17 protein-coding genes and 1 pseudogene are annotated in these 24,416 nt (G+C 69.1%); 6 read left to right on the plus strand and 12 right to left on the minus strand.

Annotated elements, in window-relative coordinates; genetic code table 11:
- Positions 1-89: 89 nt before the first annotated feature.
- Positions 90-737: a DUF6114 domain-containing protein gene (locus tag AB0P07_RS21785; protein ID WP_365552877.1), complete on the plus strand. Its 648-nt coding sequence runs from the start codon at positions 90-92 to the stop codon at positions 735-737.
- Positions 727-2,121: a hypothetical protein gene (locus AB0P07_RS21790; RefSeq protein ID WP_365552879.1), complete on the plus strand. Its 1,395-nt coding sequence runs from the start codon at positions 727-729 to the stop codon at positions 2,119-2,121. The genes AB0P07_RS21785 and AB0P07_RS21790 overlap by 11 nt, the downstream gene beginning before the upstream one ends.
- A 115-nt stretch (positions 2,122-2,236) precedes the next feature.
- On the opposite strand, the gene pyk is transcribed toward AB0P07_RS21790, so the two are convergent.
- The 3 genes from pyk to pta all read right to left on the minus strand — a co-directional run bounded on the left by pyk (position 2,237) and on the right by pta (position 7,055).
- Entirely contained in the window at positions 2,237-3,667 is a 1,431-nt protein-coding gene (gene pyk, locus AB0P07_RS21795) for a pyruvate kinase (protein WP_365552880.1), read from the minus strand.
- A 74-nt stretch (positions 3,668-3,741) separates the two neighbouring features.
- Positions 3,742-4,965 (minus strand): acetate kinase, encoded by a 1,224-nt coding sequence (locus AB0P07_RS21800; protein WP_365552882.1) that lies wholly within the window; start codon positions 4,963-4,965, stop codon positions 3,742-3,744.
- Complete coding sequence (gene pta / locus AB0P07_RS21805; protein WP_365552884.1) at positions 4,962-7,055, minus strand: phosphate acetyltransferase; 2,094 nt, start codon at positions 7,053-7,055, stop codon at positions 4,962-4,964. The genes AB0P07_RS21800 and pta overlap by 4 nt, the downstream gene beginning before the upstream one ends.
- Before the next feature lie 247 nt (positions 7,056-7,302).
- Between pta and AB0P07_RS21810 the strand changes: the two genes are divergently transcribed.
- A complete protein-coding gene (locus AB0P07_RS21810; protein ID WP_030402682.1) occupies positions 7,303-8,328 on the plus strand; it encodes an ATP-dependent 6-phosphofructokinase in 1,026 nt (341 codons plus the stop codon).
- Between the two features lie 29 nt (positions 8,329-8,357).
- Here AB0P07_RS21810 and AB0P07_RS21815 read toward each other — a convergent pair whose 3' ends face one another.
- The 6 genes from AB0P07_RS21815 to AB0P07_RS21840 all read right to left on the minus strand — a co-directional run bounded on the left by AB0P07_RS21815 (position 8,358) and on the right by AB0P07_RS21840 (position 12,857).
- Positions 8,358-9,071: a helix-turn-helix transcriptional regulator gene (locus AB0P07_RS21815; RefSeq protein ID WP_365552886.1), complete on the minus strand. Its 714-nt coding sequence runs from the start codon at positions 9,069-9,071 to the stop codon at positions 8,358-8,360.
- A 181-nt stretch (positions 9,072-9,252) separates the two neighbouring features.
- Positions 9,253-10,116, minus strand: coding sequence for a carbohydrate ABC transporter permease (locus tag AB0P07_RS21820; RefSeq protein ID WP_365552888.1), 864 nt, complete (start codon positions 10,114-10,116; stop codon positions 9,253-9,255).
- Between the two features lie 3 nt (positions 10,117-10,119).
- Positions 10,120-11,067, minus strand: coding sequence for a sugar ABC transporter permease (locus tag AB0P07_RS21825; protein WP_365552890.1), 948 nt, complete (start codon positions 11,065-11,067; stop codon positions 10,120-10,122).
- Complete coding sequence (locus AB0P07_RS21830; RefSeq protein ID WP_365552892.1) at positions 11,064-12,440, minus strand: extracellular solute-binding protein; 1,377 nt, start codon at positions 12,438-12,440, stop codon at positions 11,064-11,066. Before AB0P07_RS21830 ends, AB0P07_RS21825 begins: the two co-directional genes overlap by 4 nt.
- 92 nt (positions 12,441-12,532) lie before the next feature.
- Entirely contained in the window at positions 12,533-12,730 is a 198-nt protein-coding gene (locus AB0P07_RS21835; RefSeq protein ID WP_365552894.1) for a hypothetical protein, read from the minus strand.
- Between the two features lie 10 nt (positions 12,731-12,740).
- Positions 12,741-12,857, minus strand: coding sequence for a hypothetical protein (locus AB0P07_RS21840; protein WP_365552940.1), 117 nt, complete (start codon positions 12,855-12,857; stop codon positions 12,741-12,743).
- A gap of 527 nt (positions 12,858-13,384) precedes the next feature.
- Here AB0P07_RS21840 and AB0P07_RS21845 point away from each other — a divergent pair.
- Positions 13,385-20,071 (plus strand): polymorphic toxin-type HINT domain-containing protein, encoded by a 6,687-nt coding sequence (locus tag AB0P07_RS21845; RefSeq protein ID WP_365552896.1) that lies wholly within the window; start codon positions 13,385-13,387, stop codon positions 20,069-20,071.
- Between the two features lie 16 nt (positions 20,072-20,087).
- The gene (locus AB0P07_RS21850) at positions 20,088-20,414 is read left to right on the plus strand and encodes a hypothetical protein (RefSeq protein WP_365552898.1); all 327 of its coding nucleotides are present in this window, start codon (positions 20,088-20,090) and stop codon (positions 20,412-20,414) included.
- Between the two features lie 151 nt (positions 20,415-20,565).
- On the opposite strand, the pseudogene AB0P07_RS21855 reads toward AB0P07_RS21850, so the two are convergent.
- Positions 20,566-21,443: pseudogene (locus tag AB0P07_RS21855) on the minus strand (site-specific integrase); the annotation flags it as partial.
- Between the two features lie 49 nt (positions 21,444-21,492).
- On the opposite strand from AB0P07_RS21855, the gene AB0P07_RS21860 reads away from it, so the two are divergent.
- Positions 21,493-22,032: a hypothetical protein gene (locus tag AB0P07_RS21860; RefSeq protein WP_365552900.1), complete on the plus strand. Its 540-nt coding sequence runs from the start codon at positions 21,493-21,495 to the stop codon at positions 22,030-22,032.
- 19 nt (positions 22,033-22,051) lie between these two features.
- Here the strand turns inward: AB0P07_RS21860 and AB0P07_RS21865 are convergent, their stop codons facing one another.
- Positions 22,052-22,744 carry a response regulator gene (locus AB0P07_RS21865; RefSeq protein WP_365552902.1) on the minus strand — a complete coding sequence of 231 codons (693 nt, stop codon included), beginning with the start codon at positions 22,742-22,744 and terminating at the stop codon, positions 22,052-22,054.
- Positions 22,741-24,405, minus strand: a complete 1,665-nt coding sequence (locus tag AB0P07_RS21870) for a sensor histidine kinase (RefSeq protein ID WP_365552904.1) — start codon at positions 24,403-24,405, stop codon at positions 22,741-22,743. Before AB0P07_RS21870 ends, AB0P07_RS21865 begins: the two co-directional genes overlap by 4 nt.
- Positions 24,406-24,416: the final 11 nt, after the last annotated feature.

A 24,416-nucleotide genomic window follows, 5' to 3' on the forward strand; every position in this document is an offset into this window, starting at 1 on the left:
GGCGCCCCCGCCCGTCCACTCTCCGGCCGTGCCTTCACGCGCGGACCGCGTCTCCACCACAGCAAAGCCGTACCAGGGAGCTGTTTTCCATGAGCGCCGAGACTCCTGCCGCAGCCGGCCAGTTCACCCGCCGGAGGCTGCAGTTCCGTGCCTGGCGAGGCGCGCGGCCGTTCTGGGCCGGCCTGTTCGTCGCCCTCGGCGGACTCCCCATCGCCTACTTCCCGTACGCGAACCTCCAGATCGGTCACCTGACGCTGGCGATGTCCACCACCGCGGGCGCCGGGTCCCTGATCATCGGCGTGCTGCTGGTCGTCCTGGGCATCAGCCTGTGGTTCCAGAAGCACGTCAGGGTCTTCGCGGGTGTCGCGGCGATCCTGCTGGCGCTGGTGTCCATCCCCGTGTCCAACCTCGGCGGCTTCCTCATCGGCTTCCTCTTCGCGCTGGTCGGCGGGGCCATGGCCGTGTCGTGGGTGCCGGGCGAGCCGCCGCAGGCCGAGCCGCCGCTGGAGGGCAAGGCCACGGACGACGCGCCCGAGGGCGTGGTCCCCGCCGCCGACGACACCGCGTTCCCCGGCTTCCCGGAGCCCGGGACCCAGGCGTCCGGCCCCGCGGTGCCGGGCCCGCGGGGCGGGTTGGACGACGGGGAGCCCTCCCAGGCCCTCACGGCACCGGGGGCGCACGATCTGTCAGGAACGAGCCCGGCCAACGGGGCGAACGGGAGGCACAGTGCCGGCTGACGAGGTGACCCGCGGGACTGACGTGGAGTCGTCCCGTGTGAGAACCGGGCCGCGCCACGCGGCACCCAAGAAGCCGTTGTTCACCAGGTTCCACATGCCGGCCGGCAAGGCGATAGCCATCGCGGCGATGCCGACGGCCGTGCTCATGGGCATGGGGTTCACGCCGACGCTCGCCCTCGCAGACGGCAACGACGCCTCGCCGCCCTCCAACAGCCTGACGGCCGACGAGTACAAGGACTGCGTGGCGGCCATCGAGGACGCCGAGAAGGACCCGTCCGAGTCGCCCGCCCCCTCGCCCTCGGCGACCGACGGGGCCGAGGACGGCAAGGACGACGCGGAGGAGCCCGACCCCTCGGTGTCCACCGGGGACTCGGGCAGGGACGCGGACACGGACGCCGGCACGGACCAGGGCGACTCCTCTTCGTCGGATTCAGGTTCCGACGACAAGGGCGCCAAGGACGAGCAGGCCGCACCGAGCCCCTCCCCCTCGCAGAGTCAGGAGGCGTCCGGCTCGACCGCCGCGCCGTCCCCCTCCGAGTCGGAGTCCAAGGGCGGCCTGCTGGAGGGCCTCGGCAACACGCTCGAGGACATCTTCACCGGCGGCCAGAAGGCCGACCAGAGCCCGAGCCCCACGCCGACCCCCTCGGCGTCCGAGAGCCCGTCCGGTGCGACCGGCGCGCTGCAGGACACCACCGACGAGGTCACCGGCGCCGCGAAGGACACCGTCGAGGGCGCCACCGACACGGCGTCGAAGGCGGCCGAGGACACCGAGAAGTCGGTGGACAAGGCGGCCGAGGCGGCCAAGGAGGCGGCCGAGAAGGCGAAGGAGGACGCGGCGAAGGCCAAGGAGGACGCCGCCACCGCCACGCCCACCCCCAGCGCCTCCGAGAGCACCGGCACGAACGTCGACGACTGCCCGGTCGCCACCGACGACGAGGGCGGCGTCGACAACAAGGTGCCGCTGCCCGACGACCCCTGGTACCTCAACGCCAGCTCGCTGCTGCTGAAGGGCGCCTCCTACGAGGGCATCGTCCAGGTGAAGACGGCCAACGGCACCACCAAGAAGGTGCTGAAGTACGTCATATCCGACGGCACCGACATCGGCGACCTGCACCAGACGGTGAAGGACAAGCAGGCCGGCAAGACCTACCACGTGCAGGCGGCCAAGGGCTCGACGTCCACGATCCGCGACGGCGACACGGTGATGTACACCGAAAGCATCTCGGGCAACCTGCTCGGGCTGATCCCGATCACCTTCGACCCCGACAACCCGCCGCCGCTGGACATCCCGCTCATCTACTTCACCAAGGTGACGGTCGTCCAGGCCGGCCAGTTCGGCGGCACGCTGCACATCCCGGGGCTGCACCAGTACGTGACCGACTGACGCGCCCGCGCGCCCCGTCGGGAGCCGCGCGCGCCTACAACGCCTGAGGGCGCCCCCTGTGACAGGGGGCGCCCTCAGCGCCGTACAGGGGCCCCACGGGGGCCGCGCGGTGACGTCAGCCGCGCCGGGTCTCGCCCAGGTGGTGCACGCGGACCATGTTGGTGGTGCCCGGCACGCCGGGGGGCGAACCGGCGGTGATCACGACGATGTCGCCGTCATTGAACCGGCCCAGGCGCATCGTCTCCTGGTCCACCAGGTCGACCATCCCGTCCGTGCTGTTCACGAACGGCACCACGTGCGGCTCCACGCCCCAGCTGAGCGTCAGCTGGTTGCGGGTGGACTCGTCGGTGGTGAAGGCCAGGATCGGCTGGCAGGCGCGGTAGCGGGAGAGCCGGCGGGCGGTGTCACCGGACTGGGTGAAGGCCACCAGGCCCTTGCCGCCCAGGAAGTCGGCGATCTCCGCGGCGGCACGGGCCACCGAACCGCCCTGCGTGCGCGGCTTCTTGCCCGGCACCAGCGGCTGGAGGCCCTTGGAGAGCAGCTCCTGCTCGGCGGCGGTGACGATCTTCGACATGGTCTTGACCGTCTCGATCGGGTACGCGCCCACGCTCGACTCGGCGGAGAGCATGACCGCGTCGGCGCCGTCCAGGATCGCGTTGGCCACGTCGGAGGCCTCGGCGCGGGTCGGCCGGGAGTTGGTGATCATCGACTCCATCATCTGGGTCGCCACGATCACCGGCTTGGCGTTGCGCCGGCACAGCTCGATCAGGCGCTTCTGCACCATGGGGACCTTCTCGAGCGGGTACTCGACGGCCAGGTCGCCACGGGCGACCATCACACCGTCGAACGCCATCACGACGTCCTCCATGTTCTCGACCGCCTGCGGCTTCTCCACCTTGGCGACGACGGGGACGCGGCGGCCCTCCTCGTCCATGACGCGGTGCACGTCGGCGACGTCCTTGGCGTCCCGGACGAAGGAGAGGGCGACCAGGTCGCAGCCCATGCGCAGCGCGAACCGCAGGTCCTCGACGTCCTTCTCGCTCAGCGCGGGGACGTTGACCGCGGTGCCGGGCAGGTTGATGCCCTTGTGGTCGGAGATGACGCCGCCCTCGATGACGATCGTCCTGACCCGGGAGCCCTCGACCTCGGTGACCTTCAGCTCGACGTTGCCGTCGTTGATGAGCACCTGGTCGCCCTTGGTGACGTCACCGGGCAGGCCCTTGTACGTCGTGCCGCAGATCGTCCGGTCGCCCGGGACGTCCTCCGTGGTGATGGTGAACTCGTCACCGCGCACCAGCTCGACGGGACCCTCCGCGAAGGTCTCCAGGCGGATCTTCGGGCCCTGCAGGTCGGCGAGGACACCGATGGCCCGGCCGGTCTCCTTGGCGGCGGCCCGCACCCGGTCGTAACGACCCTGGTGCTCGGCGTGGGTGCCGTGGCTGAAGTTGAAGCGGGCCACGTTCATGCCGGCTTCGATCAGCGTGACGAGCTGCTCGTGGGAGTCGACCGCGGGGCCGAGGGTACAGACGATTTTCGAACGGCGCATGGGTGCCATCCTATCGGTTTGTTTCGGCGCGGAATATTCCGTCTGGCGGAAAATACAAAAGGGCGGGATGCCGCTCAGGTGAGATTCTGATTCCCCGGCTCATTCACCAGTGCGTAGCTCTGCGTCGCGATCTCCATTTCCTCGTCCGTCGGCACCACCGCCACCGCCACCCGCGCGTCCGCGGGCGAGATCAGCCGCGCCTCGTCGCCGCGTACGGCGTTCAGTTCGCCGTCCACCGCAAGGCCCAGTCCGTCCAGGCCCGCCACGGCAGCCTCCCGCACCGGCGCCGCGTTCTCGCCGACCCCGGCCGTGAAGGCCACCGCGTCCACCCGTCCGAGAACGGCGTAATAGGCGCCGATGTACTTCTTCAACCGGTGAATGTAGATGTCGAAGGCCAGCGCCGCCTGCGCGTCGCCCTCGTCCACCCGGCGGCGGATCTCCCGCATGTCGTTGTCTCCGCACAGACCGAACAGGCCGCTCCTCTTGTTGAGAAGAGTGTCGATCTCGTCGGCGGACATTCCGCCAACACGCATCAAATGGAAGATGACGGCCGGGTCCATGTCCCCCGAGCGCGTACCCATCACGAGCCCCTCCAAAGGCGTCAGCCCCATGGAGGTGTCCACGCACCGCCCGCCCCGCACGGCCGAGGCGGACGCCCCGTTGCCCAGGTGCAGCACGATCACGTTCGCGTCCTCGGGCGCCCGGCCGATCAGCCGCGCCGTCTCGCGCGAGACGTACGCGTGCGAGGTGCCGTGGAAGCCGTAGCGGCGGATGCGGTACCGGTCGGCGATCTTCGGGTCGATCGCGTAGCGCGCCGCGGACTCGGGCATCGTCGTGTGGAACGCGGTGTCGAAGACCGCCACCTGGGGCAGGTCGGGACGGAGCGCCTGCGCCGTGCGGATGCCGGTGAGGTTGGCCGGGTTGTGCAGCGGCGCGACCGGGATCAGCCGCTCGATTTCCGTGAGCACGGTCTCGTCGACGAGGGTGGGCTCGCTGAAGAACTCGCCGCCGTGCACCACCCGGTGCCCGATCGCGGCCAGCTCCGGGGAGTCCAGACCCAGACCGTCCCGGCCCAGCTCCGCGGCGACCGCCTTCAGGGCGGCCTCGTGGTCGGCGATCGGGCCCTCCTGCTCCCGGGTGTCACCGGCGGCCACGTGGGTGTGGATCAGCCGCGACGTCCGCTCGCCGATGCGCTCGACCAGCCCGACCGCCAGCCGCTCGCCCCCGCGCATGTCGATCAGCTGGTACTTCACCGACGAGGAGCCGGAGTTGAGGACGAGGACACGCGTGGGGCTCACTGGGCGGACGCCTTCTCGGTCGGGGACTGCTGGGCCTGGATCGCCGTGATGGCGACGGTGTTGACGATGTCCTGCACGAGCGCGCCCCGCGACAGGTCGTTGACCGGCTTGCGCAGGCCCTGGAGCACCGGGCCCACCGCGATGGCACCGGCCGAGCGCTGCACCGCCTTGTACGTGTTGTTGCCGGTGTTCAGGTCGGGGAAGATCAGCACGCTGGCCTGCCCGGCGACCGCCGAGCCGGGGAGCTTGGTCGCGGCCACCGACGGCTCGACCGCCGCGTCGTACTGGATCGGCCCCTCGATGCTGAGGTCCGGGCGGCGCGAGCGGACCAGCTCGGTGGCCTCGCGCACCTTGTCGACGTCCGCGCCGGAACCGGACGTGCCCGTCGAGTACGACAGCATCGCGATCCGCGGCTCCACCCCGAACTGCGCCGCCGTCGACGCCGACTGGGCGGCGATGTCGGCGAGCTGCTCAGCGTCCGGGTCCGGGTTGACCGCGCAGTCGCCGTAGACCAGCACCTTGTCGGAAAGGCACATGAAGAAGACGGAGGAGACGATCGCCGCGTCCGGCTTGGTCTTGATGATCTCGAAGGCCGGGCGGATGGTCGCCGCCGTCGAGTGCACCGACCCCGACACCATGCCGTCGGCGAACCCTTCCTGCACCATCAGCGTGCCGAAGTAGTTCACGTCCGAGACCACGTCGTACGCCAGCTCCACCGTCACGCCCTTGTGGGCGCGCAGGGCCGCGTACTTCTCGGCGAAGGAGTCGCGCAGCTCGCTGGCGGCCGGGTCGATCAGCTCGGCACCGGCCAGGTCGATGCCGAGGTCGGCGGCCTTCTTGCGGATCTGCTCGACCGGGCCGAGCAGCGTCAGCTCGCACACGCCCCGGCGCAGCAGCACCTCCGCCGCGTGCAGCACCCGCTCCTCGGTGCCCTCCGGCAGGACGACCCGGCGCAGGTCGGCACGGGCCTGCTCGAGCAGCTTGTGCTCGAACATCATCGGTGTGACGCGGTCGCTGCTGGGCGCGGAGACCCGCTGGTTCAGCTCGGCGGTGTCGATGTACCGCTCGAAGAGGCCGAGGGCGGTCTCCGCCTTGCGCGGGGCGGCCGCGTTGAGCTTGCCCTCCAGGGAGAACAGCTGCTCGGCGGTGGGGAAGCTGGTGCCCGTCACCGACAGCACCGGCGTGCCGGGGGCCAGCCGGTCGGCGAGGGTGAGGATGCCCTCGCCGGGCACCTCGTCCAGGGTCAGCAGCACGCCGGCTATCGGCGGGGTGCCGGCGCTGTGCGCGGCCAGCGTGCCGATCACCAGGTCGGCACGGTCGCCCGGCGTGATCACCAGGCAGCCCGGGGTCAGCGCGGCCAGCAGGTTGGGCAGCATGGCCCCGCCGAAGACGAAGTCCAGCGCGTCGCGGGCGAGCCCGGAGTCGTCGCCGAGGACCACCCGGGCGCCCAGGGTGTGCGCGATCTGCGAGACCGTCGGCGCGGACAGGGCGGGCTCGTCCGGCACCACCCAGCACGGCACCGGCAGCCGGTGCGCGAGCCGCTCGGCGATCTCGTCCCGGTCCTCGCGTGCGACCCGGTTGGTCACCATGGCCAGCACGTCGCAGCCCAGGCCGTCGTAGGCGCGGAAGGCGTTGTGGGTCTCGGCCAGCACCGACTCCGCGGTCTGCCGGCGGCCGCCGACGACGGGAAGCACCGAGGCGCCGAACTCGTTCGCCAGCCGCGCGTTCAGCGACAGCTCGTCCGGGAACTGCGTGTCGGCGTAGTCGGTGCCCAGGACGAGGACGACGTCGTAGTCCCGCGCCACCAGGTGGAACCGGTCGACCAGCGCGGACACCAGCTCGTCCACGCCCTGCTCGGCCTGGAGGAGGGAGGCCTCCTGGTAGTCCATGCCGTAGACGGTCGCCGGGTCCTGCGAGAGCCGGTAGCGGGCGCGCAGCAGCTCGAAGAGCCGGTCGGGCCCGTCGTGGACCAGGGGACGGAACACGCCGACCCGGTCGACGTGCCGGGTGAGCAGCTCCATCATCCCCAGCTCGACGACCTGGCGGCCGTCGCCGCGGTCGATACCGGTCACGTACACGCTGCGCGTCACGCGGGCACTCCGTTTCCTCGGGGTGAGCGTTGCCTCGGGCTGTTGCGTCGGGCTGTTGTGGCGGGCCACTTCGGCCGGCTGCTTCGTCGGGCCGAGCGGGTGGCCGGAATCCTCTTGACAGTACCTCCGGCGACGGTTAGGGCGCCCGTCAGCGTCCACCGCCGCCGTCTGTCGTCCACCGCCGTCCGGGCCGTGGAACAATTGGACCGGCTCACCGGTGTCAACAGCGAGCAGGAGACACAGCACGATGCGTATCGGCGTACTCACCGCAGGCGGCGACTGCCCCGGCCTGAACGCAGTGATCCGGTCGGTCGTGCACCGAGCGGTCGACAACTACGGCGACGAGGTCATCGGCTTCGAGGACGGCTACGCGGGCCTGCTGGACGGCCGGTACCGCACCCTCGACCTCAACGCCGTCAGCGGCATCCTCGCCCGCGGCGGCACCATCCTCGGCTCCTCCCGCCTGGAGCGCGACCGGCTCCGCGAGGCCTGCGAGAACGCCGGCGACATGATCCAGAACTTCGGCATCGACGCCCTGATCCCGATCGGCGGCGAGGGCACCCTCACCGCCGCCCGGATGCTGTCGGACGCCGGCCTCCCCGTCGTCGGCGTGCCGAAGACCATCGACAACGACATCTCCTCCACCGACCGCACCTTCGGCTTCGACACCGCCGTCGGCGTCGCGACCGAGGCGATGGACCGCCTCAAGACCACCGCCGAGTCCCACCAGCGCGTGATGGTCGTCGAGGTCATGGGCCGGCACGCCGGCTGGATCGCCCTGGAGTCCGGCATGGCCGCCGGCGCCCACGGCATCTGCCTGCCCGAGCGCCCCTTCGACCCCGCAGACCTGGTCAAGATGGTCGAGGAGCGCTTCTCCCGCGGCAAGAAGTTCGCCGTCGTCTGCGTCGCCGAGGGCGCCCACCCCGCCGAGGGCACCATGGACTACGGCAAGGGCGCCATCGACAAGTTCGGCCACGAGCGCTTCCAGGGCATCGGCACCGCGCTCGCCTTCGAGTTGGAGCGCCGCCTCGGCAAGGAGGCCAAGCCGGTCATCCTCGGCCACGTCCAGCGCGGCGGCACCCCGACCGCGTACGACCGCGTCCTCGCCACCCGCTTCGGCTGGCACGCGGTGGAGGCCGCCCACCGGGGCGACTTCGGCCGGATGACGGCGCTGCGCGGCACGGACGTCGTGATGGTGCCGCTGGCCGAGGCCGTCACCGAGCTGAAGACGGTGCCCAAGGACCGGATGGACGAGGCGGAGTCGGTCTTCTAGGCGTTGAAGGACCTCGCGCTGAAGGATTTCTACGGGTGCTTCTCCACCGCCGACCAGAAGTGGTCCACGATGCGGTCGAGGAAGTCCCGGCCCCCGGCGCTGGAGCCGGGGGCGCCGCCGCCCCAGCTGAGGGTGGCGGCCATCCGCCCCTGGTAGTCCTGGTGCAGCACCTGGAGGACGTTCTCCAGCACCCGCCGGTCCAGCGGCGCCAGCTTGGCGATCGGGCGCACACACCCCTGCCAGCGGGTGGTCACCGCGCTCGTCAGCAGCTCGGCCAGCTTCTCCTCGCGCCCGGTGACGGTCACGAAGTCGGGCAGCGTGAGGCTGAGCACGTCGGCGAGCTGGGCCGACTGCCGGTCGGTGCCGCGCCAGTCGTCCGCCTCCTCCATCCGCCGGTATGCGGAGAGCCCGAGCCCGACCGCACGGGCCACGTCCTCCGGCGCCAGACCGCGGGCGACGCGGTGCTCGCGCAGGGACTGCGGCCGTCCGATCAGCTCGCCCGGCGAGCACCACAGCACCCCCGCGAGCGCGGTCAGCTCCGGGCCCTCGGGGGAGACCGTCCCCCGCTCCCAGGCGATGACGAGGTCGGGGGTGACGTACGGCAGGCCGTAGGAGACCCGTATGCCGTGGGCGACGTGCTCGGGCCCCATGTTGAGGGCGGCACGCAGCCGGCGGGCGGCGAGGGCGTTGAACGGAGGGCCCGAATGGCTCGGGTGAGGTGAGGGTCGGCGCACGCGCCACACCGTAGAGGTACGGGGCGATGCTGACTACGGGCTGTTCGGCCAGCGATACGGATTGTAGGAACGTACGGGGGACGTACGAGGAAGCCACGGGCGCAAGCGGACTCGCCCGCGCCCCCCGATTGGTGCCCTGCGCCCCCTCCCGATTGGTGCCCCGCGCCCCCTCCTGGACGGTCCTCGCGCCCTACCCCTTCACCGCCCCGCCCAGCGCGAACCCGCCGCCCAGCCGCCGGGAGATCAGCACGTACAGCAGCACGACCGGCGTGGAGTAGACGATCGAGAACGCCGCCAGCTGTCCGTACGCCACCATGCCCCGGTTGCCGAAGAAGTCGTTGATGCTGACCGAGGCGGGCATCTGGTCCGGGGAGAGCAGCAGCATGAAAGGGACGAAGAAGTTCCCCCACATCATCACGAACGAGAAGACGGTCACCACCGCCACGCCCGGTCCCATCAGCGGCAGCACGATCCGCAGCAGCGACTGGAACGACGACGCCCCGTCCGTCCACGCCGCCTCCTCCAGCTCCTTCGGCACCCCGTCCATGAAGTTCTTCATGAGCCAGATCGCGAAGGGCAGTTGCGAGGCGGCGAAGAAGAAGATCGTCCCCTGCATGGTGTCGATCATGTTCACCCGCACGAACAGCGCGTAGACCGGCACCATGATCGCCGTGATGGGGAGGCTGGTCGCGAAGAGGATCGTGAGCAGGAAAGGCCGGTTCAGCCGCGATCGGAAGCGGGAGAGCGGATACGCCGCGAGCGCTGCGCACACCACCGTCAGCAGCGTCGCCCCGCCGCACAGGAGCAGGCTGTTGAGCAGCGGGGTGAAGGTGATCTCCGGGGTGAGGATCGCGTCGAAGTTCTCCAGCGTGACCCCGTCGGGGACCTTGACGCGGAGGCTCGCGTGCGGGTCGAGCGCGGACAGCACCACCCAGGCCAACGGCAGCACGAAGGCCGCGGCGGCCACCAGCAGCCCGGCGTCGGCGGCCGCACGGCGCCGGTTGCGCCGGGAGGCTGGGGTGCGGGCCGTACGGGACGTGACCGTGGATGCCATCTCTCAGACCTCCGTCCGCAGCAGACGCAGATACACCACCGAGAACAGCGAGCCGATCAGCAACAGCAGCAGCGCCACCGCCGTGCCGTACCCGATCAGGCTGTTCTGGAAGGCCTGCTCGTACATGAACAGCGGCAGCGTCTGGCTCTTGCCGCTCGGCCCGCCCCGCGTCATCACCCAGATCAGCCCGAAGACCGAGAGCGTCTGCAGCGTGTTGAGCATGAGGTTGGTGCCGATGGAGCGCCGGATCATCGGCAGCGTGATGTGCCACATCCGGCGCCAGCCGCTCGCACCGTCCACCTCGGCGGCCTCGGTGATCTCCTTGGGAATCTCGTTCAGCGCGGCCGAGTACACCAGCATCGAGAACGCCGTGCCCCGCCACACGTTGGCGAAGGACACCGCCAGGATCGGCAGCGTGAACAACCAGTTCTGGGAGGGGAGGCGGAGCCAGTCCAGGATGGCGTTCAGGGTGCCCTCGCGCCGGAAGAAGGCGTAGAGCAGGAAGCCCGCCACCACCTCCGGCAGCACCCAGGCCGTGACAACGATGCCTCCGGTGAGCGTGCGGACCGGCTTCGACGCCCGCCGCATCAGCGCGGCCAGCGCCAGCCCCAGGGTGTTCTGCCCGATCAGCGAGGACAGCACGGTGAACACCAGGGTCAGCCATACGGCGTTGAGGAAGGCCTCGTCCCGGAAGGCGCGGGTGAAGTTGTCGAAGCCGACGAAGGACTCCTCGGCCTGCCCGGTGAGCTGGAGGTCGGTGAAGGCGATGACGACGCAGTAGACGATCGGGCCGGCGAGGAAGAGCAGCAGCAGGACGAGGGCGGGGGAGAGGGGCAGGGCCCGGAAGAGGGACCGGCGGACGGTGCCGGGCCGGCCGCCGGAACCGGCGGCCGGGGACGCCGGAGTCTTCCGCACCCCCCGCCCCGCGTGCTGCGGCGCGGTCGCCGTCACTTGCTCACCACCTGGTCGTCGGTGGCCTCCTTGAGCGCCTCGTCGTAGTCGCGTGCCGCCTCCTCGACCGACTTGTCACCGGTCGTGACGCCCTCCATCGCCTCCTGGACGGCGACGGACACCTTCGGGTACGCCGGGTAGGCGGGCCGGTAGTGGGTGTCGGAGACGAGGTCGGTGAAGAACTCGATGCCGGGCTGGGCCGCGACGTAGGCGGGGTCGGCGGCGACGTCCTCGCGGACCGCGATGCCGGAGTTGGCGATGTACCACTTCTGGGCGTTGGCCTTGGTCTGCATCGTCTTGACGAACTCGAAGGCGAGGTCGGGGTTGCCCGCCTTGGCCGGAATGGCCCAGGTCCACCCACCGGACATGCTCACGCGCCCCGGGGCCTGCCCGTTCTGCGTCGGCATGGCGGCCAGCCCCAGCTCCTTCGACCACTCGGGCCACTCGTGCCCGCTGCCCTCCAGCCAGTCCTGCGGCAGCCAGGACCCGTCGAGCGCGATTCCGAGCTTGCCCTGCGGCAGCAGCTCACCGCGCACCTTGGTGCCGAAGTTGGGGTCGAGCGCGTCGGAGACCTCGGGACCGAGCTTCTCCTTGTACACGGTCTCGACGAAGGCGAGGGAGTCCTCGAACCCCTGCCCCGCCGTGATCCACTTCTTGCCGTCCTTGTCGTACAGCGGATCGGCGCCGCCGTCCCCCGTTCCGTACAGCAGCATCTCGAAGCCCTGCATCGTGGCCGCCTCGCCGGCGGGCTTGCCGGTGTAGACGTTGAGCGGGGTGACGCCGGGGACCTTCTCCTTGATGGTGCGGGCCGCGTCGAGGACCTCGCCCCAGGTCTTCGGCTGCCAGTCGGCGGGCAGCCCCGCCTTGGCGAACACGTCCTTGCTGAACCACAGCCCCCGCGTGTCCGTCCCGTCCGGCACGCCGTACGTCTTGCCGTCCTCGCCCTTCGCGGCCGCCTTCGCCGTGTCGACGAACTGGTCCCAGTCCTTCCACTCGGCCAGGTACTCGTCGAGCGGCTTCAGATACCCGCTGGTGATGTCGGAGTTGATGAGGAACGTGTCCTCGTAGACCAGGTCGGGGGCGGTCTTGGGGGAGCGGAGCATCTGCTGGAGCTTGGTGTAGTACTCCGAGTCCGGCGCCTTGATCGGCACCAGCTCGACCTTCTTGCCGGGGTTGGCCTTCTCGAACTGCTTCTTGACGTCGGCCAGGTACTCGTCCATCACCTTGATGGAGTTGTCCGTCGACTGCTTGAAGGAGACCTTCACCGTGTCCGGATCACTGCCGGAGCCGCTCCCGCAGGCGGCGAGCGAGGCGGAGGCGAGCGCGGTGAGGGCGAACAGGGCGGTGAACCGGACGGTGGGGCGCACGGGCATGACCTCCTACGGGCGCACGACACTGTGGCCTGGATGGCTGCTCGGCGAACGTAAGAGGGGTGGTCTGGTCAGGTCAATGCGTGTGCGCCGGATTACCCCTGGAGGAGGTGATCGGCCTTGCCTGCCTTGATGTCCCGGATCAGGGTGCGGAGTGCTTCGCGGGTGTCCGTGAGGTAACGGTCCTCCTGCCCGGCGACGGCGATGTAGGCGTTGCCTTGGGGGTCGGTGCCTATGCGGAAGCAGTTGGCTCCTTCTCCGCAGAACGGTTCTTCCCAGGTGATGTCAGGCACGGTGGCTCTCCTACAGGTCGCGGGTCAGGGTGCGAATGAAGTCGCGCGAGGCGGGCGGGGCGAGTGCGAGATCCTGCGCGGCGTCCAGTTGGGCGCGGTACTTGGCCAGCTGCGCTTTGTTGTCGATGAACTCCGGTCCATGGGTGACCTCTCACAGAATTCGCCCGATCTGTTTCGTCCTGCGCGAGGTCCCTCTCCGACCCCGCTCCAAGTGGTCCGGGGGGCCCCGTGTTCGGTCGAACTCGCTCGTCTCGAATCCTGCGCGCCCGTAGAGCCGTCGTTGCAGCAGCCGGCGCCGCAGTGCTCGTCGGCCTGTTGCCGGCCACATCGGTGGCCGTGCCGCCGGTCCCGCCGGTCAACGGACCGGGGCGCGAGGCACTGCGTCTCGAGTCACTCGACAGAGTCGTCCCAGCCGACGGCAACCCGGTCAACCAGGACGTCGAAACTCTGAAGACCGACGTTCCGCAGGACAGGGAAGAGGCGCCACCCGGCACCGCCACACCACTTCCCGCATCCACCGCGACGGTCACGTTCCCATCGGATGCCGTACGGAGTTTGTCCGCCGCCGTCGAGCCCCAGTCGCAGGGGGATGCTCCGGTCACGCTCGCACCGGCCGAGGGGCAGCCAGCCCCCACCGGTGTGTGGGGAGTGACCGTGGATGCCCGCAGCGACGTCACCATGCAAGGCGTGGACGGTGCGGTCATTCGTGTCGATCCGCCGGACACGGGGGCGGTGCCGGTCTCGCTCTCGCTGGACTACGGAACCTTCGAAAACCTCTACGGCGCCGACTGGGGGTCTCGCCTGCGGTTGGTCCAGTTCCCTGCGTGCTATCTGACCACTCCCGACGTCGAGGAGTGCCAGGCATACACGGAGTTGGAGACGGTCAACGACCCGGAAACCAACACGGTCTCCGCGACCGTGGATCCGGCCGCCGACGACACCGTCGCCGCGGCGTCTGAAGGCACCTCCGCGCAGTCAGCGGGCTCTCGCCTCCTGAACGCGGAAGGGAGCAGCGACTCCACCGTGATAGGAGCGGTCGATTCCGGAGCCGGTCCCGGCGGCACGTTCAAGGCGACCCCGCTGGCCTCGACCGGCTCCTGGTCGCACTCCGGCAGCTCCGGCGCGTTCGTCTGGTCCTACCCGCTGACCGTCCCGGCGCCCCCGGCCGGCCCCGTTCCGAAGATCGCGCTCACCTACAACTCGCAGACCGTGGACGGCCGCACCAGCGTCTCCTCGCCGCAAGCCTCGTGGATCGGTGAAGGCTGGGACTACGACCCCGGCCACATCGAGCGTCGCTACCGCAGCTGCAAGGACGACCGGAAGACCCTTGATGCCGGCGCCCCCAACAACACCGCCAAGTCCAACAAAACGTCCGATCTGTGCTGGGTCTCGCACAATGCGGTGATGTCGCTCGCCGGCCGGACCACCGAGCTGGTCCGCGTCGGCACCACCAACACCTACCGACCCGCGTCCGACGACGGCACCCGAGTCACACTCAAGACCAACGCGGCAAACGGTGACAACGACGGCGAATACTGGGAGGTGACCACCACCGACGGGACCGTGTACACCTTCGGTCGGCACGACGTCGGCGGCGGCCACGCCAACACGAACTCGGTCTCCACGGTCCCCGTCTTCGGCAACCATCCCGGCGAACCCTGCCATGCAACCACCTTCGCCGACTCACGCTGCGGAGCGGGCAAGCAGCAGGCTTGGCGCTGGGGCCTGGACAAGGTTGCCGACGTCCACGGCAACGTGATGGTCGTCAATTGGAAGCAGGAGACGAACTACTACGCCGTCCGGGACAAGCGCAAGACTCCGGAAGCCTATGAACGCTTCGCCTACCCCACCGTCATCGACTACGGAATGCGTTCGGACGACCTGTCCAAGCCTGCCGCACAGGTCAGCTTCGGCGTCAAACAGCGGTGCCTCAAGTCCACCACTGCCTGTGACGCGGCGAACTTCGCCAAGACCGACGATCCCGGCGCCTACCGCCCCTGGTGGGACACCCCCGGCAACCTCAACTGCAAATCAACGTCCAAACTCTGCCCCGGCTTCCCGTCCTTCTGGACGCAGATGCGCCTGGACACCATCACCACCCTTGGCGCCCGCCCCGGCGCGACCGGCCTGGGCAAGGTCGACGTCTACGCCCTTCACCAGTCATTCCCCGACAACTGGTACGACACCTCCCCAGGACTCTGGCTCAACTCGATCACCCGCACCGGATACGGCCCGGGCGACACCGCGGGCACCATGCAGTCCAAGGACGGCGTGAGCTTCGCCGAGTACCACGTCGGCTCCTCCTCTCCGCTCCAATCCCGCCTGCGCGACCTCCAGCTCCCCAACCTCGTCCGCACCGGTCCCAAGGACCAGCGCCCCGCCTTCACCCGCCCCCGCATCGGTACCGTCGCCACCGAGGCCGGCGCCGACATCGAGGTCGAATACACCGGAGGCTGTGCCACCCCGCCGTCCGAGGACAGGGAGAAGGCGAACGGGACCTGCTACCCCGTCCGCTGGTCCCCGGACGGCGAAGAACGCACCCCTCCCAAGGCGTGGTTCAACAAGTACGTCGTCGCCTCCGTCGTAGAGACCGACAAGGTCACCAACCACGGCGTACCGATCGTCACCAAATACAAGTACACGGGCCCGGCCTGGGCCAAGTCCGACGACGAGTTCCAGCGACCCGCCCTGCGCACGTACAGCGACTGGCAGGGATACCGCCAGGTTTCCGTGACCAAGGGCAGCAAGACCACCTCGAGCAAGACAGGCAACGACGACCCGCAATCGCAGTCCTACTCCGAGACTCGCTACTTCCTCGGTACCGGCGGCGAGGTCAAGGACACCACCGGCACTTACACCCTGGTCAGCGACGATGCCCCCCAGTACGCGGGCCAGGTCGCCGAGGCCCTCACCTACAAGGACTCGGACAAACAACTCGTCCGGCGCACCCTGAACTTCCCCTGGTCGAAGCAGACCGCCTCCCGTGCCCGGGAGGCGGAGGACGGCTCGGCCATGGAACCGCTCCTCGCCCACCGCGTCGGCATCAAACGCACTGACGACATCCAGTCCCTCGACGACGGATGGCAGTCCAAGCGGACCCTCACCACGGTCGACGACACCTACGGCCTCGCCACCGAGATCGAGAGCTTCGTCGTCAAGCCCGACAGCACGGGCGGCGAAGCGCGCTCCGAGCAGGAATGCACCCGCAACACCTACGTCCACAACACCGACGCGCACCTGATCGGCCTGATCTCCCAGAGCCGGACGATCGCCGTGCCCTGCGCCCAGTACGTCGGCGCGAACTACGCCACGCACCTGTTGAAGTCGGTCCGTACCAGCTACGACACCCTCGCCTACGCCGCTACGCCGCTCAAGGGCCTGCCCACCGCCGTCGCCGAATCCAACGGCGAGGGCAACGCACACAGCATCGTCACGACCACCACCTACGATGCGCTCGGCCGCATCCGCAAGGTCACCCGGCCCGACCAGGGCACCACCGAGAACATCTACACACCAGCCGACACAGGCGGCCCGCTCACCGGCCTCAAGACCGTCAACGCCCTCGGGCACGCCACCACGACCACGTTCGACCCCGGTCGCTCCCTGCCGCTCACGGTCACCGACCCCAACGGCCGCGTGACCCGCTACGAGTACGACGACCTCGGCCGCCTGGCCAAGGGCTGGTCCCCGATCCGCTCCAGCGGCAGTCAGACCCCTGACGTCCAGATCAGCTACCAACAGGCCACCGCCACCCCCTCCAGGACCAGCCCCGCTGCCGTCACCACCAAGACGATCAAGGACGACGGAAGTTACGCCTCCTCGGTCACCATCTACGACGGCCTGCTCCGCCCGGTCCAGACCCAGAGCGAGGCCCACGGCCCCGGCCGCATCATCACCGACACCTCCTACGACGACCACGGCCGGACCAGCATCGTCACCAGTGGCTATCTCGCCGCGGGCCAGCCGACCGCAACGCTGTTCCAACCCAAGTCCACGACGCTCATCCCCAGCTACGTGAAGACCCAGTACGACGGCATGGGTCGCACGATCCGGCAAGCGACTTACCACGACGGTGAATTCAAGTACGAGGCCTTCACCTCGTACGGGCCGAACACCGTGCACGTCGACCCACCGGGCAACACCTCTCCGGCAACGTGGACCACCACCGACGCCGTCGGCCGGGTCATCGAGATCGAGCAGTACACCGATGCCGACCAGTCGACCACCCGGTCGACCCACTACGCCTACGACGTCCGGGGAAACCGCTCGGAAGTCACCGACCCGGCCGGCAACAAGTGGACGTACAAGTACGACGCACGCGACCGCCTGGTCGAGGCCACCGACCCGGACACCGGCACCACCAAGACAACCGCGTACGACGGTGCCGACCGCCCCCTCACCACCGTAGACGCCAACGGCAAATCCCTTTACACGAGCTACGACGCACTCGGGCGAGTGACAGCTGTCCGCGAGGGTTCCGCCACGGCCAACCCCGTCAAGTCCTTCACCTTCGACGCTGTCGGCGCCCTCGGCATGCCGGTCGCCTCGACCCGCCACACGCCGGACGGCGACTACGTCACCAGGATCACCGGCTACACCACCGACTACCAGCCCACCGGGCGGGACATCACCATCCCCGCCAACACCAAGACCACCGGGCTCTCAGGTACCTACAAGTACACGTACAGCTACACACCGACCGGCAAGCCCCTCTCGGTTACCTACCCTTCGAAGGGGGGAATCGCCTCCGAGAAGGTGGTCACCCGCTATAACGAGGACGGCCTGCCCGAATCCACCGCCGGCTCCAGCTGGTACACCGCTGACGTCACCTACTCCCCGTTCGGCGAAGTCCTCCGCACCGTCTCCGGCTCACAGCCCTATCGCGTGTGGACCACCAACTTCATCGACCCACACACCGGACGCCTCCAGCGCACCGTCGCCGACCGCGAGACCGCTTCACCGCACCGCATCAGTGACAGCTACTACTCGTACGACGCCTCCGGCACCATCACCTCGCAGGCCCGCAAGCTGAGCGAAGCATCGGGCACCACCTGGGACACGCAGTGCTACACCTACGACGCCCTCGGTGAACTCGTCCACGCCTGGACGTCCAACATCGCCCCCACCGGCTCGGGCAACGGCTGCAAGACCGCCAACGGTGCCACCTTCGGCTACCGCACCGACTACGCCGTCTCGTCCGGCCCCGTTGCGGACGCTCCAAACGCGGCCAGCGACACCTCCAGCCCGGATGCCTCGCTGACCAGCACCCTCGCCGCAGCCGCTCCGGCCGTAGGCACGGTCGCCACCTCCGTCACCGCCTACCGCCAGGCATTCACCTACGACTGGATCGGCAACCGCTCCGCTCTCACCGAGCACAACGTCACCGACCCGGCCAAGAACGTCACCTACCGCTCCAACTACGGCACCACCGCCGGAAACGGCACGACCGAACCGGACACCACCCAGCCACACACCCTGGCCTGGGTCTCCACAACCCCCACCGGTTTCGGCAGCGCCTACACCTACGACCTCGCCGGCAACACCACGATTCGCGACCTCGCCAACGACACCCAGAACTTCACCTGGACCACCGAGAACAAGCCGGCCACCGTCACCACCGGCTCCACCACCGTCAACTACACCTACGACACGGGCGGCCAACGCCTCCTCGAGAACTCCAGCGAAGGCTCCACCCTTTACCTTCCCGGCGGCGAACTCACCACCGACAGCACCGGGAAGATCACCAAGGCGACCCGGAACTACGTCCACCCCGGTGCCCCGACAGTCGTCCGCACCTCGAACGGCACCAGCACCGGCCACACCCGCAACATCCAACTGGCCGACCACCTGGGTACCGCCAACACCACCATTCAGATGGCCGCCAACCAGCCCGTGACGAGGCGGTCCTTCAAACCCTTCGGCGAGGCACGCGGCCCCCAGCCGACCTCATGGCCGGACAGCCGCAGCTACCTGGGCACCGGCATCGACGACACCGCCACCGGACTGACACACATCGGCGCGCGCGAGTACGACCAGGTCAACGGGCGCTTCATCAGCGCGGATCCGCTCCTGGACATCACGGACCCGTTGCAGATGAACGGCTACTCCTACGCCAAGAACAGCCCCATCAGCACCAGCGATCCCGACGGCCTCAGACCGGTCACCGATTGCGAGAGGGGCTGCCAGGACGGCGGCAGTACCTACCGGGACTGGATGGTTTCGAATGGTGACGGCACCTGGTCTTATCGTCACGAAACCTCTGTTTACGTCTATGACGTGGAGGGAGACCTCCACAGCGTCACCCGAACCGGCAGCTACCATCCGACGCTGGGCACAACGACCATCATCAAGCCGTACGACCTGTCGGCCCAGAAGAAGGCCTTCAAGTTCATAGCCTCCGTCGCCATTCCCGACGTGGAGTCATGGAAGAAGGCGATTTCCGGAGAGGCCGACGGCTGGGACTACTTCGGCATCGTCTCGGACCTGCCGTTCGCGAAGGTAGCGAAACTAGTTCCTGATTCCGTTGTGAAAAAGGGCAAGGAGGCCGTCCAGAAGTGGCTCAATAAGTACAGCTCGGGATGTAAGTGTTTTCTCGCTGGCACCGAAGTCCTCATGGCCGAGGGCAAGACCAAGGCAATCGAAAAAATCGAAGTCGGCGACGAGGTCGTTGCCACAGACCCGGAAACAGGGGAGACCCGCCTTCGTAAAGTCACCCGTCTAATCGTCGCCGAAGACGACAAGCACTTCAACGAACTGACCATCGAAACACCCAACGGACCGAAAAAGCTCGCCGCCACACACGAGCACCCGTTCTGGGTCCCCGAGATCGGCGCCTGGGTCGAGGCCCGCAACCTTGCCGCCGGCACCACCCTCAGGACCCCTGACGGCACCACCGTCCGAGTCATCAGCAACCGGGCGTACACCAAGCACGCTCGCACGTACAACCTCACGGTCGAAGACCTGCACACGTACTATGTGCTGGCAGGACAGACGCCGGTACTCGTTCACAACAGCAACTGCGGTGTCCGGAAGCACGACAAGGCTCGGGGCGCCGCCGGTGTTGATGAAATGACGGCGACGTTCGAGAAGTTCTACAAGAAGTCCGATATCTACAGCGAGAGCTACGGGAACGGGCTCGAACTCTGGACCCCCTACGGTAAGCGTCAAGTGGATATCGCAGTCATGCAACCAAACGGCAACCTTCACCTTTATGAGGTGAAGGTGAATAAATCGAACTACACGAGGGGTCAGCGAAGGAAGGACGAATGGCTAGCGAAGACGTACGGGTTTGAAACCTCGGTAGTCCGTCGCGGCACAGATTGTCCAATCTGCAACCCCTAACCTGGGAGGATGGCCAGTGAGTAGCGACTTCGGCTTCTGGAAGCGTTGCATCGGGGACCCCGAGGAAGTCTTTGACGCCCTCGCTGAAGGCGACACCAGCGACCTCGCGGCAAGTCCTGACGTGATGCGGTTTCGGGAAGAATTGCTGGCTATGTGGCCGGACGTGGCTGACGTTCTGGAGCCGTCTCAGTTTGATCTGGAGGAGGAGCCTGACGATGCAGCCAAATACGTCCTCCTGACCCTTTCGGTTCGCCAGCTTGACTATCTCCCAGAGATTCTCAACATGGCGAAGAGGAACGGTCTCGTTGGGTTTAGCGGAGTGGCGGGCGAGCCAATCGCCTGACCCTCCACGGGGGTGGCCCTGCCTCTTCGCTCAGGCGAAGAGGCAGGGCCGCTTCGTGCCCTGTATGGGGTATTACGTCCTGCCTTGACGGTAGTAGTTGATGGCAACGGCGGCGAACACCAGGATGTTCGCCGCTGTTGCCGTGCGTGGGTCAGGGGCGCTCAAGAGCGTCGCCGAGGGCGGTCACGGCTTCGCGTTGGAAGGGGAGGCGTACGTGGGCGTAGACGGTGGCGGTGACGCCGATGTGGGCGTGGCCGAGGAGTTCCTTGATCACGACGAGTTCGACTCCCTGCTCCAGGAGCAGCGTCGCGGTCGAGTGGTGGACGGCGTGAAAGCGGATGCGGCGGAGGCCAGCCTTGCGAAGGAGCGTGAGGAAGGCTCGGGAGAGGTTGGTGGGGTCGATCGCACTGCCCTGCGCAGTGGTGAACACGTGCCCGCTGTCCTGCCACGCCGTGCCTGCGGCTTCACGTTCGCGCTGCTGCTGCTCGCGGTGGAGCTTCAGCGACTGGACGCAGCGGGCGGGGAGGGCGATGCGGCGCTCGGAGGCTCGCGTCTTGGTGGGCAGCGTGGTGAGACGGTACTTGCGTCGAGGTTGAGGTCTTCCCAGCGGAGTCCGAGGAGTTCGCCTTTGCGGAGTCCGGTGTGGAGGGCGAGTTCGAACAGGGCGTGCAACCGGTGTCCGCGCGTGGCCGCGAGGAGCTGGCGGGCTTCGTCGGCGGTGAGTGGTTCGAAGCGTCGGGGGCGAGGTGTGCCGGTGCGTACGTTGCGGGCGGCGTTGCGCGGAACCTCCTCCTCGCGGACGGCGTGCTCCAGGGCGGACTCGAGCACGGAGTGGATGTAGGTGAGCGTCAGCAGGGAGAGCAGCTTGTGGCAGCACTGGCCGGCGGCGCAGCAGTGGGACTGGCCGCGCTGGGCGTTGATGCGGCGGATGCAGTACTGGAAGGTGGTGCGGAGTCGGTTGAGTCACGTGCGGATGTCCGTGACGGCGAGCTTGCTGGGCCTTTCCTTGGCCAGCCCGGGCATGAGGTAGCCGGACGTCCGGCATGGTCAGGAGCCACCGCCGGGAGAAGGAGGTCACGTGCCGGAACAGGACGTCACCGTGGGCCAGTTGCTGCTCGCCGAGTACGAGAGTGTGAAGGGTGAGCAGAGGGCGAGGATCGGCTTCCGGGACAATCTCCTCTACGTGACGCTGGCCGTCGGGGCCGCCGTCATCGCCGCCGCGGCGCAGGCGAAGCAGCCCTCGATGCTGCTGGCGTTGCCGCCGGTGTGCGTCGTCCTCGGGTGGACGTACCTCGTCAACGACGAGAAGATCTCGGCGATCGGGCTCTACGTCCGGGACGACCTGGGGCCCCGGCTGGCCGAACTCGCCCCGCACAGAGGTTGGTTCGCGACCTTCGGGTGGGAGGCGTACCACCGGACCGACGCCCGGCGCCGGTCCCGCAAGGTGATACAGACGGTGATCGACCTGACGGCGTTCTGCGCGGTGCCGTTGGCGGCGCTGGTCGTCTTCTGGTCGAACGGCGATGCCGGCGAGCTGCTCCTCGGGCTTTCGGTGCTGGAGGCGCTGGCCGTCGTGTCGCTCGCCTCGCTGGTCGTGTGGTACACGAAGGACGCGTGAGCGACCAGCCGACGTTGGCTCACCGGCCCCGCACCCACCGGTACACCAGCTCCGGCCGCCCCACCTGCCCGTACTGCGGGCTCCGCCCCGCCCGGCCCGCGTCCACCAGGTGCTCCAGGTAACGCCGGGCCGTGATGCGGGAGATGCCCACCGCTTCCGCGACCCCGGCAGCCGTGAGGCCCTCGGCCGCGCCGCGCAGGGCGCCCGTCACCCGCTCCAGCGTCGGGCCGCTCAGGCCCTTGGGCAGGGCCGCCGGGCCGGGGGCGCGCAGGGTGGCCAGGGCGCGGTCGACCTCGTCCTGGCCGCTGGCCTCCCCGGCGGCGTTCCGGAACTCCGCGTAGCGCACCAGGCGGTCGCGGAGGGTGGCGAAGGTGAAGGGCTTCAGGACGTACTGGACGACGCCCAGGGAGACCCCCTCCCGTACGACCGTCAGGTCCCGTGCCGACGTCACCGCTATCACGTCGGTGTGGTGTCCCGCCGCCCGCAGCGAGCGGGCCAGCTGGAGGCCGTGCACGTCCGGCAGGTGCAGGTCGAGCAGGAGCAGGTCGACCGGCGTGCGGTCCAGCAGGCGTCGGGCCTCCGCGCCCGTGTGGGCCTTGCCGACCGCGACGAAACCGGGGACCCGGCCGATGTACATGACGTGCGCGTCGGCGGCCACCGGGTCGTCCTCGACGACCAGGACCCGGATGGGCTGCGCGTCGGCCGTGCTCACACCGCACCCCCGACGCCGGGTCTGCCCGCCGCGGCGGCCGGTGCCGCTCCGTCGCCCAGCGGCAGCCGCGCCTCGAAGCGGGCGCCGCCGCCCTCCGCCTCCGTCACGGTCAGGGTGCCGTCGTGCCGCCGCACCGCCTGCCGGACCAGGGCGAGGCCCAGCCCGCGCCCGCCCTCACCGGCCGGCTTGGTCGAGAAGCCCCGCTGGAAGACCAGGTCGGCGTGGGCGGGATCGACCCCGGCGCCGGTGTCCGACACGCGCAGCACCAGCTCGGAGCCGACGTCCCCGGAAGCCTCCGTGTACGCCGCCACCGTCACCCGCGACGGCACCGCGCCCTGCGCCGCGTCCACCGCGTTGTCCACCAGGTTGCCCAGGATCGTCACCAGGTCCCGGGCGGGCAGCGACGGCGGCAGCAGTCCGTCGTCCAGTCGGCTGTCCTGCGACACCACCAGCTCCACTCCCCGCTCGTTGGCCTGCGCCGTCTTGCCCAGCAGCAGTGCCGCGAGCACCGGCTCGCTCACCGCCGCCACCACCTGGTCGGTGAGCGCCTGCGCCAGTTCCAGCTCGGCCGTCGCGAACTCCACGGCCTCCTCCGCCCGCCCCAGCTCGATCAGCGAGACGACCGTGTGCAGCCGGTTCGCCGCCTCGTGCGCCTGCGAGCGCAGCGCCTGGGTGAAACCGCGCTCCGAGTCCAGCTCGCCCGTCAGCGACTGCAGCTCCGTCACGTCCCGCAGCGTCACCACCGTGCCCCGGCGCTCGCCGCCGGAGACCGGCGAGGTGTTCACCACCAGCACCCGGTCCGCCGCCAGGTGCACCTCGTCCACCCGCTGCTCCGACGCCAGCAGCGCCCCGGTCAGCTGCGACGGCAGCCCGAGGTCCGCCACCGAGGTCCCGATCACGTCACCGTGCACGCCGAGCAGCTCCCGTCCGCCGTCGTTGATGAGCGCGACGCGGTACTGCCCGTCCAGCATCAGCAGCCCCTCCCGCACCGCGTGCAGCGCGGCCTGATGGTAGTCGTGCATCCGGCTCAGCTGTTCCGCGTTCATGCCGTGCGTGTGCCGGCGCAGCCGCGCGTTGATCACGTACGTGCCGACCGCGCCGAGCAGCAGCGCCCCGGCCGCCACCCCCGACAGGGCCGTGAGCTGCTCCTGCGCCCGCTTGCTGATCTCCTCGACCTTGATCCCCGCGCTGACCAGACCGACGATCCGGCCGTCGTCCACGATCGGGGTGACCGCCCGGACCGAGGGGCCGAGCGTGCCCGTGTAGGTCTCGGTGAAGGTCTGGCCCCGCTGCGCGCGCTCGATGTGGCCCTGGAAGAGGTGGCCGATTTGCTTCGGGTCCGGGTGGGTCCAGCGGATGCCCTCCGGATCCATGATCGTCACGAAGTCCACGTCCGTGTCCTCCATGACCCGCACCGCATACGGCTGCAGGCGCGCCGTCGGGTCCGGGGTGCGGATCGCCTGCGCCACGGACGGCGAGTCGGCGATCGCCAGCGACACCGCCCTGGCCTGGCGCCCGGCGGCCTCCTCCGCCTGCCCCCGGTCGCTGAGGTAGGTGAACAGCGCGTACCCGACCACGACGACCGCTATCAGTACGGCCTGCATGGCGAAGAGCTGCCCGGCCAGCGAGCGCGGGCGGGGTCTCGGGACGCGGAGGTGCATGCCGCCAGTCT

The sequence above is a fragment of the Streptomyces sp. NPDC085944 genome, from assembly GCF_040686295.1.
Lineage (GTDB): Bacteria > Actinomycetota > Actinomycetes > Streptomycetales > Streptomycetaceae > Streptomyces > Streptomyces salinarius.